Source organism: Salinarimonas sp. NSM (genome assembly GCF_052380005.1).
GTDB lineage: Bacteria > Pseudomonadota > Alphaproteobacteria > Rhizobiales > Beijerinckiaceae > Salinarimonas.
This window is the reverse complement of sequence record NZ_JBQTCJ010000002.1, coordinates 25,934-39,921: the sequence shown is the minus strand read 5'-3', so window position 1 is coordinate 39,921 and position 13,988 is coordinate 25,934. Positions and strand designations below refer to the sequence as shown.

At 73.0% G+C, this 13,988-nt stretch carries 15 protein-coding genes; 8 read left to right on the top strand and 7 right to left on the bottom strand.

Features of this window, described 5'->3' with window-relative positions; genetic code table 11:
- Positions 1 to 143 precede the first annotated feature (143 nt).
- Positions 144 to 1,118: an NADPH:quinone oxidoreductase family protein gene (locus ACTZWW_RS01520; protein ID WP_444779296.1), complete on the bottom strand. Its 975-nt coding sequence runs from the start codon at positions 1,116 to 1,118 to the stop codon at positions 144 to 146.
- 37 nt (positions 1,119 to 1,155) lie between these two features.
- Positions 1,156 to 1,722 carry a sigma-70 family RNA polymerase sigma factor gene (locus ACTZWW_RS01515; RefSeq protein ID WP_444779165.1) on the bottom strand — a complete coding sequence of 189 codons (567 nt, stop codon included), beginning with the start codon at positions 1,720 to 1,722 and terminating at the stop codon, positions 1,156 to 1,158.
- A gap of 226 nt (positions 1,723 to 1,948) precedes the next feature.
- Here ACTZWW_RS01515 and ACTZWW_RS01510 point away from each other — a divergent pair, with 226 nt between their 5' ends.
- Positions 1,949 to 2,497, top strand: a complete 549-nt coding sequence (locus tag ACTZWW_RS01510; protein WP_444779164.1) for an invasion associated locus B family protein — start codon at positions 1,949 to 1,951, stop codon at positions 2,495 to 2,497.
- Positions 2,498 to 2,522: 25 nt separating this feature from the next.
- Here the strand turns inward: ACTZWW_RS01510 and ACTZWW_RS01505 are convergent, their stop codons facing one another.
- A complete protein-coding gene (locus tag ACTZWW_RS01505) occupies positions 2,523 to 4,160 on the bottom strand; it encodes a CYTH and CHAD domain-containing protein (RefSeq protein ID WP_444779163.1) in 1,638 nt (545 codons plus the stop codon).
- A gap of 124 nt (positions 4,161 to 4,284) precedes the next feature.
- Positions 4,285 to 4,860 carry a hypothetical protein gene (locus ACTZWW_RS01500; protein WP_444779162.1) on the bottom strand — a complete coding sequence of 192 codons (576 nt, stop codon included), beginning with the start codon at positions 4,858 to 4,860 and terminating at the stop codon, positions 4,285 to 4,287.
- Positions 4,861 to 4,994: 134 nt separating this feature from the next.
- Between ACTZWW_RS01500 and ACTZWW_RS01495 the strand changes: the two genes are divergently transcribed.
- The 5 genes from ACTZWW_RS01495 (at position 4,995) to ACTZWW_RS01475 (ending at position 9,897) form a co-directional block, all read left to right on the top strand.
- Positions 4,995 to 5,597, top strand: coding sequence for a RecX family transcriptional regulator (locus ACTZWW_RS01495; protein WP_444779161.1), 603 nt, complete (start codon positions 4,995 to 4,997; stop codon positions 5,595 to 5,597).
- Positions 5,598 to 5,704: 107 nt separating this feature from the next.
- The gene (locus tag ACTZWW_RS01490) at positions 5,705 to 6,988 is read left to right on the top strand and encodes a glycosyltransferase (RefSeq protein WP_444779160.1); all 1,284 of its coding nucleotides are present in this window, start codon (positions 5,705 to 5,707) and stop codon (positions 6,986 to 6,988) included.
- A 55-nt stretch (positions 6,989 to 7,043) separates the two neighbouring features.
- Positions 7,044 to 7,880 carry a universal stress protein gene (locus ACTZWW_RS01485; RefSeq protein ID WP_444779159.1) on the top strand — a complete coding sequence of 279 codons (837 nt, stop codon included), beginning with the start codon at positions 7,044 to 7,046 and terminating at the stop codon, positions 7,878 to 7,880.
- Positions 7,881 to 7,939: 59 nt separating this feature from the next.
- Positions 7,940 to 8,947, top strand: a complete 1,008-nt coding sequence (dgcN, locus tag ACTZWW_RS01480) for an N-acetyltransferase DgcN (RefSeq protein ID WP_444779158.1) — start codon at positions 7,940 to 7,942, stop codon at positions 8,945 to 8,947.
- A 170-nt stretch (positions 8,948 to 9,117) separates the two neighbouring features.
- Positions 9,118 to 9,897, top strand: coding sequence for an EAL domain-containing protein (locus ACTZWW_RS01475; protein WP_444779157.1), 780 nt, complete (start codon positions 9,118 to 9,120; stop codon positions 9,895 to 9,897).
- Between the two features lie 15 nt (positions 9,898 to 9,912).
- Here ACTZWW_RS01475 and ACTZWW_RS01470 read toward each other — a convergent pair whose 3' ends face one another.
- On the bottom strand, positions 9,913 to 10,656 hold the full coding sequence (locus ACTZWW_RS01470) for a sulfite exporter TauE/SafE family protein (protein ID WP_444779156.1): 744 nt from the start codon (positions 10,654 to 10,656) through the stop codon (positions 9,913 to 9,915).
- 108 nt (positions 10,657 to 10,764) lie between these two features.
- Positions 10,765 to 11,259, bottom strand: coding sequence for a hypothetical protein (locus ACTZWW_RS01465; RefSeq protein WP_444779155.1), 495 nt, complete (start codon positions 11,257 to 11,259; stop codon positions 10,765 to 10,767).
- 172 nt (positions 11,260 to 11,431) lie between these two features.
- On the opposite strand from ACTZWW_RS01465, the gene ACTZWW_RS01460 reads away from it, so the two are divergent.
- Together ACTZWW_RS01460 and ACTZWW_RS01455 are read left to right on the top strand one after the other, a co-directional pair.
- Complete coding sequence (locus ACTZWW_RS01460) at positions 11,432 to 12,109, top strand: HAD family hydrolase (protein WP_444779154.1); 678 nt, start codon at positions 11,432 to 11,434, stop codon at positions 12,107 to 12,109.
- Positions 12,110 to 12,214: 105 nt separating this feature from the next.
- A complete protein-coding gene (locus tag ACTZWW_RS01455) occupies positions 12,215 to 12,715 on the top strand; it encodes a universal stress protein (RefSeq protein ID WP_444779153.1) in 501 nt (166 codons plus the stop codon).
- 198 nt (positions 12,716 to 12,913) lie between these two features.
- Here the strand turns inward: ACTZWW_RS01455 and proX are convergent, their stop codons facing one another.
- The gene (gene proX, locus ACTZWW_RS01450; protein WP_444779152.1) at positions 12,914 to 13,942 is read right to left on the bottom strand and encodes a glycine betaine/L-proline ABC transporter substrate-binding protein ProX; all 1,029 of its coding nucleotides are present in this window, start codon (positions 13,940 to 13,942) and stop codon (positions 12,914 to 12,916) included.
- Positions 13,943 to 13,988 lie beyond the last annotated feature (46 nt).

The following is a 13,988-nucleotide window of genomic DNA, read 5'->3' as shown; positions in this document are numbered from 1 at the left end:
CCGCACGACCCGTTCTCCCACCCGGCGATCGCCGCGATGAGCCCGGCCGAGCTCGCCGACCTGCCGCTGCCGCGTCCGCCGGCGCCGGCTCCGGTCGCGCGCGGCGCGGTCACGCGCACGCCGGCGCCGCGGACGGCGTCGCGTCAGGGCACCAGCACGAGCTTCCCCCGCGCCTCGCGACGGGCGATACGACCGATCGCCGCGGCGGCCTGCGTGAGCGGGTAGGTCTCCTCGACCCGCGCCGCAATGGTGCCGTCCGCGGCCCAGGCGAGGAGCCGCTCCATGTTCGCCGCATGGCGCGCGGGCTCGCGCTCCAGGAAGGCGCCCCAGTAGACGCCGCGGATGTCGCAGCCCTTGAGCAGCACGAGATTGAGCGGGATCCTCGGGATCTCCCCCGCGGCGAAGCCGATGACGAGGTAGCGCCCCTCCCAGGCCGTGGCGCGCAGCGCCGCCTCCGCGAGATCGCCGCCGACGGGATCGTAGACGACGTCGACGCCGCGCCCGCCCGTCAGCGCCTTGAGGCGCGCCTTCAGGTCCTCGCGCGCGTAGTCGATCGTCTCGTCCGCCCCCGCCTCGCGGGCGAGCGCGAGCTTGTCCGCGGAGGAGGCGCAGGCGATCACCCGCGCGCCGAGCGCACGTCCGACATCGACCGCCGCGAGCCCCGTCCCGCCGGCGGCCCCGAGCACGCAGAGCGTCTCGCCGGGGCGGATCGCCGCACGGTCGGCGAGCGCGTGCAGCGTCGTGCCGTAGGTGATGGACAGGCCCGCCGCGCGCGCATCGTCGAGCGCATCCGGCACCGGCGTCAGCCGGTCGGCGGGAACCGTGACCCATTCGCGCGCCGCGCCGTGGCCGACATAGGCGACGACCCGCTGCCCGAGCGACCAGCCGGCCACGCCCTCGCCGAGCGCGGCGATCTCGCCGCACAGCTCGCCACCCGGCGAGAACGGCGGGTCGGGGCGGACCTGGTAGCGGCCCTGGACGATCAGCGTGTCGAAGAAGTTGAGCCCCACCGCGCGCATGCGCAGCAGCACCTCGCCGGGCCCCGGCTCGGGCACGGCGATCTCGGCGAGCGTCAGCGTCTCCGGCGGCCCGAGCCGCTCGCACAGGACCACCCGCATCGTCCCCGCCATGACCGCGCCCTTCCCCTCGACGACCCTACTGCGCTTCCACCACCCCGCCGCTCTCCAGCGTGCGGCGCAGCCGGGTGAAGGCGAGGCGGATGCGCGACTTCACCGTGCCGAGCGGCAGGCCCGTGCGCTCCGCGATCTCGGAATGCGACAGGGCCTCGAAGAAGGCGAGGCGCACCAGCGCGAGTTGCTCCTCCGGCAGGCTGCGCATCGCCTCGCGCACGGCGGCCTCGCGCTGGCTCGCGTCGAGCTCGCCCTCGAGGTCCGTGTCGTCGACCACCTCGAAGAGCGGGCTGTCCGGCTCCACCGGCGTGGAGCGGTCCCTTCGCATCAGGTCGATTCGGCGATTGCGGGCGATTCGGTAGAGCCAGGTGGTGAGCGAGGACTTCGCCGGGTCGAACATCTCCGCCTTGCGCCAGAGCGTGACCATCGCGTCCTGCACGATCTCCTCCGCGAGCGCCTGCTCGGCCCCCTGGCGCAGCAGGTAGGCCGTCAGCCTGGGGGCGTACCAGTCGAACAGGCGTGCGAAGGCGTCGCGGTCGCGCTCCTGCGCGACGGCGGCGATCAGCGCCTCGTGCTCGATGGGAGAGGGCAAGGCGTCCTCGATTCTCGGCGCCGACGCGGCGACGATCGGCGCACCGGACACCATGCAGTGTTAAGCCTTCGGGACGGGTCCGGCAATCCGCCGCGCCGGAGATCGCAGGTGTCCCTGGCATTCAGGCAAGGTTAACGTATTTTTGCCCATTTCAGGCCAATCTAGTGCTCAGCGAAAGCCGAGCCCGCCGGCAGGCGGTGAAACCCCGCGATCCAAGGTGAGCGTCATGAGAACTTCCCGATCGATCCGCCGCTTCGCGCCCACGCTCGCGCTGATCGGCGCTTGCGCGGCCGCCCTCGCGCTGACGACCGGTCCCGCCACGGCCCAGCAGGCGGAGGCCACGCCGCTCGGCCAGTTCAACGACTGGTCCGCCTTCGTCACCGAGGCGAGCGGCACGAAGATGTGCTACGCGTTGTCGCAGCCCAAGACCCGCCGCCCCGAAGGGCTCAACCGCGACCCCGGATACCTCTTCGTCTCCTTCCGTCCGTCCGAGAACGTGACGAACGAGATCGCCGCCGTGATGGGCTTCCCGACGCAGGACGGGCAGACCGCCACGGGCGTGATCGACGGTACGACGTTCAACTTCGTTACCCGCGGCGAGAACGTCTGGGTCCAGAACCCGGCGCAGGAGGGCGACGTCGTCCAGAGCTTCATCCGAGGCCGCTCGTTCGAGCTCAACGTCCGCTCCGGGCGGGGCAACGACACGACCGACGTCTATTCCCTCTCCGGCTTCACCGCGGCGCTCAACCGCGCGAAGCAGGAGTGCGGCGTCTGATCGGGACGCCGTACCCCCGTCGTCCTCACCCTTCCTCGGGCGAGGCCCAGAACGGCCTCGCCTTCGCCAGCCCGGCGAGCGCCTTCCGGGCCGACGCGATGTGCTCCGGGCCGGCCTCCGCGGCGTCCGGTCGCTCGAGCTTGGCGAAGCCACGGGCGAGCGATTCGTCGGACGTGTCGAACAGCGCCTCCATGCGATGGGCGACGGCGAGGTCGTTGAGCGCGCCGAGGTCCTCCTGGAGAGCCTCCAGCCGGCTCAGCATCTCGGCGTGCCGCCGCACGCGCTTGCGGGACGCCTTCTTTCCCTCGTCCTCGCCGCCGAAGGCGGTCTCGAAGAACTCCACCGCGTAGCGCAGCTTCTTGACCTCGATTCGCAGCTCGTGGCGTGATTCGGGGTCGAGCGCCGCGAGGTCCGCGCCCTCGCGCACGATGCGTTTGCGGCGCTTCTTCAGGAGCCGCGCCGCGAACGCGGACACCGACGCGTCGCGCACCGGGTTCTCGCCGGCGCGCCAAGCGCCGGCCTCGATCCAGGCCGCGGTGTCGATCAGCATCAGCCGATAGCGCGCGCTCGTCGACGCCTCCCGCGCCTGTGCGCTCGCCGCATCGCGCCGCGCGGCGAAGGCGGCGGCGAGGCGGGCGAGGTCGGCGTCGTCCGGATGCGCGGCGTGCATCGGCTCGACCACGGTCGCGATCTGCACGTCGAGATCGCGGGCGTCGCCGAGCGCGTTCGCCATCCACTTGAGCTCGGCGGAGACGGCGCGGCGACGCTCGTCCTCCACCACCGGCTTGAACAGCGCGATCGCCGCGCGCAGGCGCCGCAGCGCCACCCGCGACTGGTGGACCGCGCCGGGCGCGCCGAGCTCGCGCAGCGCCTGCTCGTTTGCGACGAGCTGGGCGAGGCAGGCGCGGGCGATGCGCTGGAACGCCTCGCCCGCGGTCACCGCGGGCGCGAGCGCGACCTCGATCTTCTTGACGACGCGCGGCCCCTCGCCGGCGGCGAGCGCGAAGCCGCGATCGGCCTTGGTGCGAAAGCCCAGCCGCGCGGGGACCGCCTCGGCGATGCGGCGCGCGAAGGCGAACAGGTCGGCGCCGCCGCCGGCGCGCAGCTCGAGCTCGACCTCGCAGACGGGCTCGGTGCGCTCGCCGGCGTTCACGGTGCCCTCGTCGACCACCATCTCGGCGACGAAGCCGCCGTCGGTGATCGCCAGCGTGCGCCGCCGCACCGAGACCGCGAAGACGGGCTCCAGCCCCGCGCGCACCTTGCGCTTGGCGAAGAGCGGCGCGAGCGGCGTACCCTCGATGAGCGCGAGATTCGGCGCGTCGCCCGCGACGGGGGCCTCGATCTCGACGCGATCGAACAGCCCGCCGGAGGGACCGCTCGCTGCCTTCGCGGTCTGCACACGCGCGGCGCCCGTGCGCCGGATGCGCAGGCTCACGCCCTTCGCCCGCAGCCGCCCGTCCGGCGTGTCGAAATAGGTGGCCTCCATCCGCTTCGCCTTGGGCGCGGCGGCGAGCGCGGCGGCGAGCATCGGATGGCGCGCGAGCCGCTTCCAGTCCGCCGGGGCGAGCTCGAGCTTGAGCTCGACCTCGCGGGGCGGGAGCGCCGGGTCGGGGGCGGGTGAAGCGGAAGGCGGCGCCTCCGGGTCCGCAACGGGGGAGGTCATGTCTGCCTCAGGAGAAGGATCGTCCTGCATCCGGCCAAGCAAGCGCAGGCCCGGAGACGATGCAAAGCTTTTCGTGGGAAAGCGTTCCCGCACCGCTTCTCGAGGAGCACGGGAGCCGGCTAATCTACTCGTACAGTTCAAAGCAGAAGTCGGGCGCGATCGAGGGATCGTAGGGTCCCGAGAGCCGTTCTGCGGCGAGGCGGCGCATCTGCGATTCCGCCCCCGCGGAGATGGCGTCGCCGAGGATGCGCTGCAGGAGGTCCGTCATGCTCGAACGATCAGCCATGCGCAGGCCGCCGATCATGCCGCCGAGCGTCGAGCCCAGGAGGCTGACCGACGTGTCGCCCTCCGCGGACGCCGCGAGCAGCGCGCGAACTCGGATCGCCTCGAGCGATCCCTCCGTCCGCTCGACGTAGGCGACGTAGGCGTCGTCGAGCTGACGAATGGACCACAGCTCGAACGAAGCGGTCGCGTATCCGACGATGATCTGCCGGAACTGGCTGGGCAGGCCTTCGAATCCCATCTTCGCCGCCGTGCGGACCTCGCAGTAGGCCCGCTGGTCCTCGACGATCCGGTCGAGGTCCGTGTGCTGCGTGGCCGCGGCGGGCGGCACGGATACGAGGACGGCGAGAGCCGCGGCGAGGACGGCGGCGGCGCACCGGCTCCCACGCGGGCTGCGCTCGGCTATCGCGGTCTTCATGCCCTCATGTCCCCATGCTGCCGAAGACGGCTCCCGGCACGTCGCGACGCAGAATAGCATCGCCACCGTCTCGGGTCGACCCGCGCGAACGCGCACGAGCCTCGCTCGCGGCCCTTGCAGGCGGCCCGTCGCCAATGGCACTCGTGACGGCGTCCGAAATCTCCGACCGAGAGGCCGCCCTGCCGACCCATCCCCCCACCCGCAAGCCCCCGCGCCCGGTCACCCCCGCCGTCCTCGACCGCATGGCGCTCGCCTATCTCGAGCGCTGGGCGTCGTCGGCCGAGAACCTGCGGCGCGTGCTCGCGCGCAAGGTCGAGCGGCGCTGCCGGCTGCGGGGGGAGGCGCCGGAGGCCGCGCTCGGGCTGGTGGACGAGGCGGTGGCGCGGGCCTTGCGGTCGGGGCTCGTCGACGACGAGGCCTATGCCGAGGCGCGGGTCGCGAGCCTCCGGCGCCGGGGCGGCTCGCGGCGGGCGATCGCCGCGCGCCTCTCCGCCAAGGGGATCGCGGGCGAGGCGATCGACGAGGCGCTCGCCCGCCACGCCGACGCCCGCGTCGAGGACGATCCCGACGCCGATCCGGAGCTGGACGCCGCGACCGCGCTGGCGCGCCGGCGCCGGCTCGGGCCGTTCCGCACGACGGGGCGCGCCGAGAACCGCGAGCGCGACCTCGCCCGGCTCGCCCGGGCGGGCTTCTCCTACGGCGTGGCCCGGGCGGTCGTCGACGGCGAGGAGCCGTGACCGCGCGCCGGACGGCGCGCGCGAAACCCAATCTTCAAGGCCGGCGTGCGAGGCTGTGCGCATCGTCCCCGCGTCGTCTCCCGTCGCCCGCCCGGAAAGCCGGTCCCATGCCCCGCCCGATCGTCGTCGTCGCCGACCACCTCGCCGTCAACGGCGGCTCCGCGCGCGTGGCGGTGGAGAGCGCGCTCGGGCTCGCGGCGGCGGGGCACCGCGTGCTCTGCGTCGGCGGGGCGGGAGCGCCCGATCCGCGGCTCGCGGAAGCCGGCGTCCCGGTGCGCATCGTCGAGCCGAACCGGCGCCCCGGCGGCCGCGCCGCGGCGCTCGCGCGGGTGATCTGGAACGGGGAGGCCGGCCGGGCGGTGGCCGAGACGCTGGCACAGGCGGGACCGGGCGCGATCGCCCACGTGCATTCCTGGGGCCAGGAGATGTCGGGAGCGGCCTTCGCGGCGATTCGCGATGCCGGGGCGCCGGGTGTCGTCACGCTGCACGACTTCCTGTCGGTGTGCCCCAACGGCACGTTCTTCGACTTCGGCGAGGCGGCGATCTGCACCCGCGCGCCGCTCTCGGGCGCCTGCATTTCCCGGGCCTGCGACGCGAAGCCCTACCCGTTCAAGCTGATGCGCCTGGCCCGCCACGCGGCGACCGCGCGGCTCGGGCGCCCGTTCGACGCGTGCCCGGACGCGATCGTGCTCAGTGCGCTCCATCGCGCGGTGATCGCCCCGCATTTGCCCGCGGGCGTGCGCCTCCACCGGGTGGCGAACCCGGTGGAGATCGACGCGCCCGACGCGGAGCCCGCCTCCCGCGCGGCGGACGCGCCGTTCCTGTTCGTCGGCAGGCTCACGCCGGAGAAGGGCGCTTTGCTCTTCGCCCGCGCCGCCGCCACGGCGGGCGTGCCGGCGGTCTTCGTCGGCGACGGACCGGAAGCGGACGCGATCCGCGCGGAGAACCCGGCCGCGCGGCTCCTCGGCTGGCAGCCGCCCGCGCGCGTCGCCGCCCTGATGCGCGAGGCGCGCGCCCTCGTCTTCCCCTCGCTCTGGTACGAGACGCAGGGGCTCGTGGCGCTCGAGGCCCAGGCGGCGGGCACGCCGGTGATCGTCTCGGACGGCTGCGCGGCGCGCGAGTTCGTGCGCGACGGCGAGACCGGCCTGCACGTCCCCGCCGGCGACGTCCAGGCGCTCGCGGCGCGCCTGGTACGGCTCACCGCGGATCCGGACCTCGCGGCACGGCTCGGGCTGGCGGCGCAGGCGGCCTTCCGCGCCGACCCGCCGAGCCGCGCCGCGCACGTCGCCGCGCTGGAGGCGGTCTACGAGAGCGCCGCCGCCGCGCAGGCCGGCGCGGGCGCGCGCAGGCGCGCCGCGCGCGAAAGGGCGGTTGCGGCGAAGGCCGGTTGAGGCGAAGAATGGCGCCGAGGCGGGCCGCCGAGGCTCGCGAGAGGGGGCCCTCGCGATGAAGACCGTGCTCGTACCCACCGCACCGCACGAGCTGATGGACGCGACGCTGCAGACCGCGATCGCGCTCGCCCGGCGATTCGGCGGCTACGTCGAGGGTTTCTCGCTGCGCCCGCCGCTGGCGGAGATCGTCTCCGTCGACATGGTCATGGGCCTCACCTGGGCCGCCGACGAGCGGGCGGACGAGGAGGCCGAGGTCCAGGCCCGCGACACGTTCCAGCGCTTCATGGACGCGGCCGGCATCGCCCGCGACGCGGGCCCGGCCGACGGGCCGCGTTGGCGTTGGCACGCGGACGCACCCGCGGGCGACGAGTTCGTCGGCGCCTACTCGCGCATCTTCGACGTCACCGTCGTCGGCCGCCCGACCCAGAGCGCGACCGGGCCGCGGATGGCGACGCTGGAAGCCGTCCTGTTCGAGGGGGGCCGGCCCGCGCTGATCGCGCCGCCGCGGGCACGCGACACGATCGGCGAGACGATCGTCATCGCGTGGAACGGCTCGACCGAGACCGCCCACGTCATCGGCATGGGAATGGAGCTGCTCGCCCGCGCCAAGCGCGTGCACGTGCTGACCGTGGAGAGTGGCATGGTGCCGGGCCCGAGCGGCGAGGCGCTGGCGCGCGCGCTCCAGCGCCACGGCCTGCCCGTCGAGCAGGTGCATCTCGGCCCGGAGAAGCGCAACGCCGGCGAGGCGATCCTCGACTACGCCGAGGGCGTGGGCTGCGACCTCCTGTTCAAGGGTGCCTACACGCAGAGCCGAATTCGTCAGATGATCTTCGGCGGCGCGACGAGTCATATCCTCGCCAACGCGACCATTCCCGTCTTCATGGCGCACTGACCGGAGCGCCGCGCCGCTTCGGCCGAGACCTCGAGAACCACCCGCGAGAAGGACCCCCGATGGAGATCGCCCGCCCCTACCTCCTGTTCCTCGGCGACGCACGCGACGCGCTCGCGGCCAAGACCGGCCTCGGCATCGTCGACTGGCGCCGCGACTGGGTCGTGGGCCAATTGCGGCTCCCCGGCTGCAACGCCGATGCGAAGCTGCCCGACATGACCATCGCGGAGGGCGCCGCGGCGGGCGCGAGGACGCTCGTCGTCGGCGTCGTCAACGCCGGCGGCGTCCTGCCCGACCATTGGGTCGACGAGATCGTCGCGGCGCTCGACGCCGGCATGGACGTCGCCGCGGGCCTGCACACGAAGCTCGGCTCCGTCCCCGCCATCGCCGAGGCGGCGGCACGCAACGGTCGCAAGCTCCACGACGTTCGCCACTCGAGCGAGCGATTCGCCACGGGCAAGGGCGACAAGCGCTCCGGGATGCGCCTTCTCACGGTCGGCACCGACTGTTCCGTCGGCAAGAAGTACACCGCGCTCGCGCTCGAGAGCGGCATGCGCGCGGCCGGCTTCGACGCGGACTTCAAGGCCACCGGCCAGACCGGCGTCTTCATATCCGGGCGCGGCGTCGCCATCGACGCCGTGGTGGCGGACTTCATCTCCGGCGCGGTCGAGTGGATCTCCCCCGCCTCCGCCCCCGACCACTGGGACCTGATCGAAGGCCAGGGCTCGCTGTTCCATCCCTCCTTCGCCGGTGTCTCTCTGGGCCTCCTGCACGGCGCCCAGCCCGACGCGTTCGTCGTCTGCCACGAGCCGACGCGCACCACCATGCGCGGGGTGAACACGCCCTTGCCGACGATCGGCGACGTCATCCACATGACGCTCTCGCTCGGCCGGCTGACGAACCCGGCGATCCGCTGCGTCGGTATCGCGGTCAACACCGAGAAGCTCGCCGAGGACGCGGCGCGCGCCGAGCTCGACCGGCTGGCGCGCACCCACGCGCTGCCGGCCACCGACCCGGTGCGCTTCGGCGTCGAGCCGATCGTGGCCGAGGTGGCGAAGCGCTTCCGCTGAGACGCGCGCGGCGACCGTAACGCCACCTGAATTCGGGCGCTGGGACGCATGCACGCTTGCGCATTTGCAGGCCGGTTCGGTCGACGACTTAAGGAGGTGGCAATCTTCTCGGCCGAAGCTCCGCGGACGCCGTGTCGCAGGAGCCGACGACGGATCGCCGAGGAGTTCTCATGTCCCACATGCCCCTGCCCGATCCGCAGGTGCTCGAGCCGGCGGGCTGCGCCGCGTGCGCAACGTCTCCCGCCCGCGACTTCGCCATCACCATGGCCTTCCAGCCCATCGTCGACGTCGCCACCGGCCGCCCCTTCGCCTACGAGGCGCTGGTGCGCGGCCTCGACGGCTCCGGCGCCGGCGCGGTCATCGCCGGCATCGGGTGCGACGCGATCTACGCGTTCGACCAGGCCTGCCGGGTGAAGGCGATCACGCTCGCCGCCGAGCTCGGCCTCGCCGACACCGGCGCGCTCCTGTCGATCAACTTCCTGCCCAATGCCGTCTACGAGCCGCGCGCCTGCATCCGGCGCACGCTCGTCGCCGCGCGACGCCACGACTTCCCCCTCGATCGGCTGATGTTCGAGCTGAGCGAGGCGGAGCGGCTCGCGGACGACGACCATCTCGCCCGCATCGTGCGCGAATATCGCTCGATGGGCTTCACCACCGCGATCGACGATTTCGGCGCCGGCCATTCCGGGCTGGCGCTGCTGGCGCGCTTCCGGCCGGACCTCGTCAAGCTCGACATGCAGCTCGTGCGCGACATCGACGGCGATCCGGCCCGGCGCGCCATCGTGCGCGGCGTCGTCTCGATGATGCGCGAGCTCGGCGTGCGCGTCGTCGCCGAGGGGATCGAGACACGCGCGGAGAGCGAGGCGTTGGCCACGCTCGGCGTGACGCTGCAGCAGGGCTACCGCTTCGCGCGGCCCGCGGTCGCGGCGCTCCCGGCGATCGCCGCCTGAGCGGCACGGGAGCCGCTACAGCCCGAGCCCGGTCTGGAACAGGCGCAGCGCCATCACCGCGAGGATCGCGACGATCAGCCGCTCGAAGGCCCGCCGCGAAAGGCGCCTGGCGAGCGCGTTGCCGAGCGGCATGCCGAGCGCGATCGGCACGAGGGCGAGGACGCCCTCGACGAGCCGCACCGGCGTGAGCACGCCCGCCACCGCGAGCGCGACCGCCTGCACCAGCGCGAAGGCGAGGAACATCACCGACACCGCGAAGATGAACGGCCCGCGGGTGAGGCGCATCGCGTGGATGAAGGTCACCGTCACCGGCGCGGAGATCCCCGTCGCGCCCTGCAGCGCTCCGCCGACGAGCCCCGCGACGGGGGCGATCCGCAGCCCCGCCCGCGGCGAGAGCGTCACGCTCGGCTTGAGCAGGATCGTCGCGATGTAGAGCGTCACGATGCTCGCGAGCGTCAGCGAGAGGACGTCGACCGGCAGCGTCGTGAGCGCCCAGGTGCCGAGCACGATCCCCACCAGGCCCGAGACGACGAGCGGCACGAGGAACGGCGCGTCCGGCCGCTCGGCGCGGTACTGCCTGATCTGCCAGGCGTTGGTGACGACGAGCGGCACCATGATCACGGCGAGCGCGTGCGGCACCCCGAGGAAGGCGGCGAGCACCGGGATCGAGACGATCGGAAGCCCGAGCCCGATGGCGCCCTTGACGACGCCGCCGAGGCCGAGCGCGAGAAAGACGACGAGGAAGAACTCGAGGCTCACTTTCGGACCGCTCCCGTGAGCCTCTCCTCTAGGCGCACGGCGGCGGCGCCGGAAGGGGCGCTCGCGCGCATCCGCCCTTCGCCCCGTGCACGGCGCGACCGGAGATCCTCAGCGGGTGGCCCCGGTCGTGTCCGGCGTGCCGGCGCCCTCGGCGGCGGCGATCGGGGATACGGTCTCCGGCGGCGTGCAGACGACCTTCTCCTCGAAGACGTAGCAGACGCTCATCTCGCCGGTGCGGTAGTCGACACGGAAGACGCCACCCTCGCGCTCGTGGTTGGAGGCCACGAGGCCGTACTCGCCGGGCTCCTGCGCCTCGGCCCCCTCGCCGGGGCCGAAGCACAGCGTCACGCCCACCGTGCCCTCCTTGAGCGCGTACTGGCACGAGGAGACGGCGCCCGTGACGCGGTCGATGCGATAGAGGCGGTTGAGGTCGGTCTGCGGGGCGGGCATGAACTCGAAGGCGCCCGCGGCCATTGCCTGCGGGCTCGCCAGGAGGCCCCCGCCGAGCACCCCGCCGAGCACCGCCGCGACCAGCGCGCCCCCGAGCGCCCGAGCGCGCGTCGCGATACCGGCCTCGCCCGTCGCATTGGTCGTCGTTCTCATGGCTCGCGTCTCCCGGTACCCGCCGGGCGCGCGCATCCCGTCCGCGTCGCGCCCCGGGCGGGAGAATCGCGCCGGCATGGTTAGCGTGCGGTTAACGGGCGTGCGGCTAGGGTCTATGACGAAGCCTCGCATGGCAGACCCTTTGAAGATCTTTGGCAGACCGGAGCGAATCATGCCCGCGCGTCCCCTCGTCGTCTTCGACCTCGACGGCACCCTCGCCGACACGGCGGCAGACCTGATCGCGATCCTCAACGGGCTGCTGGCCGAGGACGGCCTGCCCGGCATGCCGGTCGAGCAGGCGGGCTCGCTGATCGGCGCCGGCGCACGGGCGCTGATCTCGCGGGGCTTCGCCGCTGCCGGCCGCGAGCTCGTGCCGGAGCGGCTCGAGGCGCTGTTCGAGAGCTTCCTCGCCCGCTACGCGGACGAGGTCTGCGTCGAGACCCGGCTCTATCCCGGCGTCGAGGCGACGCTCGACCGCCTGGAGGCGGAGGGCTACGCCTTCGCGGTGTGCACCAACAAGCCCGAGCGGCACTCGCTCCTGCTGATGGACGCGCTCGGCATCGCGCCGCGCTTCGCCGCCATCTGCGGCCGCGACACGTTCCCCTTCTGCAAGCCGGACCCGCGCCACCTCGAGCACACGATCGCGCGCGCGGGGGGCGAGCCGTCCCGCGCCATCATGATCGGCGATTCGATCACCGACATCGCCACCGCCAAGGCCGCCGGCGTGCCGGTGATCGCAGTGCCCTTCGGCTACACGGACGTGCCCGTCGCCGAGCTCGACCCCGATCTCGTCGTCCCGCACTTCGACGGCATGGCGGCCGCGATCCTGCGGCTCTTGCCGCCGCGCTGAGGCGCCGCGCGCGCCGCTTGCGTCGCGGGGCGCGGGCGGGCAGCATCGGCCTCGTCGGCTCCGCGGCGGAGGGAGCCGGATGCGGACCGGTTGCGGAGGCGAGCCATGCCCATCTCGAGACGTCGCTCCTACGAGCAGGGCCATCGCCCGAAATTCCTCGTCTTCGTCGACGACACGCCCGAATGCGCCCGAGCGGTGCGATTCGCCGCGCGCCGTGTCGCGCGGCTCGGCGCCAAGCTCGTGATGCTCGCCGTCTCCGCTCCACCGGAGAGCTTCGAATGGCTCGGGGTCGGCGACGTGATGCGTGCGGAGGCCGAGGACGCGGCGAACGAGCAGCTCGACAAGGCGGCGGAGCGCGCCCGCGAGGCGGCGGGCGTCGAGCCCGAGCGGGTGGTCCGCGTCGGCAAGAAGCAGGACGAGATCCTGAAGCTCGTCGAGGAGGACGAGGACATCGCCTTCCTCGTGCTCGCCGCCGGCACCTCGAGCGAGGGTCCCGGCCCTCTGGTGACGAGCTTCGCGGGAATCGCCGCGAGCACCTTCCCGCTCCCCGTGGTCATCGTGCCGGGCAGCCTGAGCGACGAGGAGATCGACGCGCTCGCGGGGTGAGCGAGACGATGGGCTGCTCCATTCTCGTCTGGAGCGCCGACATCGGCGACGCCGGACATGCCGCCAACGTCGAGCCGCGGAACCCCGCCCCTGATCCGCTTCGCGCGGATCGTCCCCGCCCCGAGGGGGCGGGACGAAGAGGGCGGCGCCCGTCGGACGCCGCCCTCCCTCGTGCGTGCGATCACGCGATCGGGGCGATCAGCCCTCGACGCCGCGCGCCTCGTCGAGCCAGGCGTCGAACGCCTCGCTGTTCTCCTCGATCCACTCCTGGGCGTGCCGCTCGATGTCCTCCATCGAGTCCTCGCCCTCCTGCATGCGCAGGTTCTGGGCCGAGACGTCGTTGATCGGGATCTCGGCGAGCTCGAGGAAGCGGGCCGCCTGCGGGTTCTCCTCGGCCCAGTCGCGATTGGCGAGAACGCGGATCTCGTCGACCGCGAAGCCGAGGTTCTTGCCCTCGGCCGAGGTGTCCTCGGCGGTGGCGTCCTCGTTGTTCGGCAGGGAGGTGTAGGGCACCTCCAGCCACTCGACGTCCTCACCCGGGACGAGCACGCCCGACACCCACAGCGGCGTCCAGGTGTAGTACAGGACCGGCTCGCCGCGCTCGAAGCGCGCGATCGTATCCGCCATCAGGGCGAAGTAGCTGCCCTGATTGTGCCGGACGGTGTCGCCGAGCTCGTACTCCGGGATCTGGTGCTCGATGACCAGCTCGCAGCCCCAGCCGGGGTTGCAGCCGGTCAGGTCCGCGGTGCCGTCGCCGTTCGCGTCGAAGAGCGCGGCGATCTCGGGGTCCTTCAGCTGCTCGAGGTTGGTGATGCCGTACTCGTCGGCCGTCGCCTTGTCGATCAGGTAGCCCTGCAGCACGTTGTCGATGAACGTGCCTAGCTTGACCATCGCGTCCTCGCCGCCGGAATTCTCGAAGAACTCCTGGTGCAGCAGGTTCCAGTGCACGCCGGTGAAGTCCGCGTCGCCCTGGCCGAGCGCCACGTGCATGACGGCGTACTCGCCCTCGAGCGGATCCTCGACCTCGTAGCCGAGCCGGCGCAGGCCCTCGAACAGGATCTCGTGCTGGAAGATCTCCTCGGCGATGCCCGTCATCATCGGCTGGACGGACTTGCCCTCGCCGGGCATGGCGGGGGCGTCCTGAGCCGACGCGGGGGCCGTGCCTTGGGCGATGAGCCCGAGCGCCGCGATCAGCGCGATCGCGCTTGCGGTCGTCGTGGTTCGCATGAGTTTCTCCTCTCGCTTGATTTCGGTCGGAGCCCGTCGGGCCCTG

Excerpts from the sequence above, each read along its gene's own strand:
- ACTZWW_RS01520 (WP_444779296.1), bottom strand. The coding sequence starts at position 1,118 with ATGCGGGTGGTCCTGTGCGAGCGGCTCGGGCCGCCGGAGACGCTGACG.
- ACTZWW_RS01510 (WP_444779164.1), top strand. The coding sequence starts at position 1,949 with ATGAGAACTTCCCGATCGATCCGCCGCTTCGCGCCCACGCTCGCGCTG.
- ACTZWW_RS01505 (WP_444779163.1), bottom strand. The coding sequence starts at position 4,160 with ATGACCTCCCCCGTTGCGGACCCGGAGGCGCCGCCTTCCGCTTCACCC.
- ACTZWW_RS01500 (WP_444779162.1), bottom strand. The coding sequence starts at position 4,860 with ATGAAGACCGCGATAGCCGAGCGCAGCCCGCGTGGGAGCCGGTGCGCC.
- ACTZWW_RS01495 (WP_444779161.1), top strand. The coding sequence starts at position 4,995 with ATGGCACTCGTGACGGCGTCCGAAATCTCCGACCGAGAGGCCGCCCTG.
- ACTZWW_RS01490 (WP_444779160.1), top strand. The coding sequence starts at position 5,705 with ATGCCCCGCCCGATCGTCGTCGTCGCCGACCACCTCGCCGTCAACGGC.
- ACTZWW_RS01485 (WP_444779159.1), top strand. The coding sequence starts at position 7,044 with ATGAAGACCGTGCTCGTACCCACCGCACCGCACGAGCTGATGGACGCG.
- dgcN (WP_444779158.1), top strand. The coding sequence starts at position 7,940 with ATGGAGATCGCCCGCCCCTACCTCCTGTTCCTCGGCGACGCACGCGAC.
- ACTZWW_RS01475 (WP_444779157.1), top strand. The coding sequence starts at position 9,118 with ATGTCCCACATGCCCCTGCCCGATCCGCAGGTGCTCGAGCCGGCGGGC.
- ACTZWW_RS01465 (WP_444779155.1), bottom strand. The coding sequence starts at position 11,259 with ATGAGAACGACGACCAATGCGACGGGCGAGGCCGGTATCGCGACGCGC.
- ACTZWW_RS01460 (WP_444779154.1), top strand. The coding sequence starts at position 11,432 with ATGCCCGCGCGTCCCCTCGTCGTCTTCGACCTCGACGGCACCCTCGCC.
- ACTZWW_RS01455 (WP_444779153.1), top strand. The coding sequence starts at position 12,215 with ATGCCCATCTCGAGACGTCGCTCCTACGAGCAGGGCCATCGCCCGAAA.
- proX (WP_444779152.1), bottom strand. The coding sequence starts at position 13,942 with ATGCGAACCACGACGACCGCAAGCGCGATCGCGCTGATCGCGGCGCTC.